Origin of the sequence: Pseudomonas floridensis (genome assembly GCF_002087235.1) — a bacterium.
Taxonomy (GTDB): domain Bacteria; phylum Pseudomonadota; class Gammaproteobacteria; order Pseudomonadales; family Pseudomonadaceae; genus Aquipseudomonas; species Aquipseudomonas floridensis.
On sequence record NZ_MUIO01000063.1, the window covers coordinates 1 to 886 of the forward strand.

Here is an 886-nt window from a genome sequence, read left to right on the forward strand (position 1 = left end):
TGGCGCATGGGCTGCTGCGTGGGCGCATCACGGTCTATGACGGTTTGCCGGTGGAATTGGCTCAGGGCGCTTTTGCAAAGCCGATGGCGCTGCCGGTTGCCATGCGCTTTTCGACCAACCCCGGCGATATTCTCGATGACAAGGTTTCCACCCCGCGAGGCCTGGCGATCAAAATCGTCGGTGTGGAAGGGGCCCGGCTGCCAGGCAGTGAAGGGCAGGTGACTCAGGACTTCGTGATGCAGAACGCCAAGGCGTTCACTGCCGCGACGCCAAAGGCGTTTCTGCGCACGTTTAAACTGTTGGCAAAAACCACCGATAAAGCGCCAGGTCTTAAAAAGGCATTCTCGGCATTGCTGCGCGGTGTGGAGTCGACCATCGAGTCGATGGGCGGCGAGAGCGGCACCCTCAAGAGCCTGGGCGGACACCCGCAGACGCATATCCTCGGAGAAAGCTTTTCCAGCGTCGTACCGATGCTCTACGGTCCTTATTACGCGAAGCTGGCCGTGGTACCGGTCTCGCCGGAATTGACGGCGCTGACCGATCAGTACGTGGATTTTGGCGGCAACCCCGATGGCCTGCGGGAAGCGGTCAGCGCCTATTTCGCCCAGCATGGCGGTACCTGGGAGGTGCGTGTGCAACTGGCTACTGACCTTGAAAAGATGCCGATCGAGGTTGCCTCTGTGCAATGGCCTGAAGAACTGAGCCCTTACGTTGCCGTTGCGCGTATCGAGGTCGACCCGCAGCCTTCATGGAGCGGTGAGCATGTTCAAGACATTGATGAAGCAATGGCGTTCAGCCCTTGGCGTGGACTGGCCGCCCATCGTCCGTTGGGAGGGGTGATGCGCGTGCGCAAGCCTGCTTATGAAATGTCATCAGGGTTCAGGGC

General features: G+C 59.9%; 1 protein-coding gene. It reads left to right on the top strand.

The annotated features are described in order from the left end of the window. The coding region (locus BZK31_RS15850; protein ID WP_083183906.1) for a catalase family protein at positions 1-886 on the top strand (886 nt) is incomplete at both ends.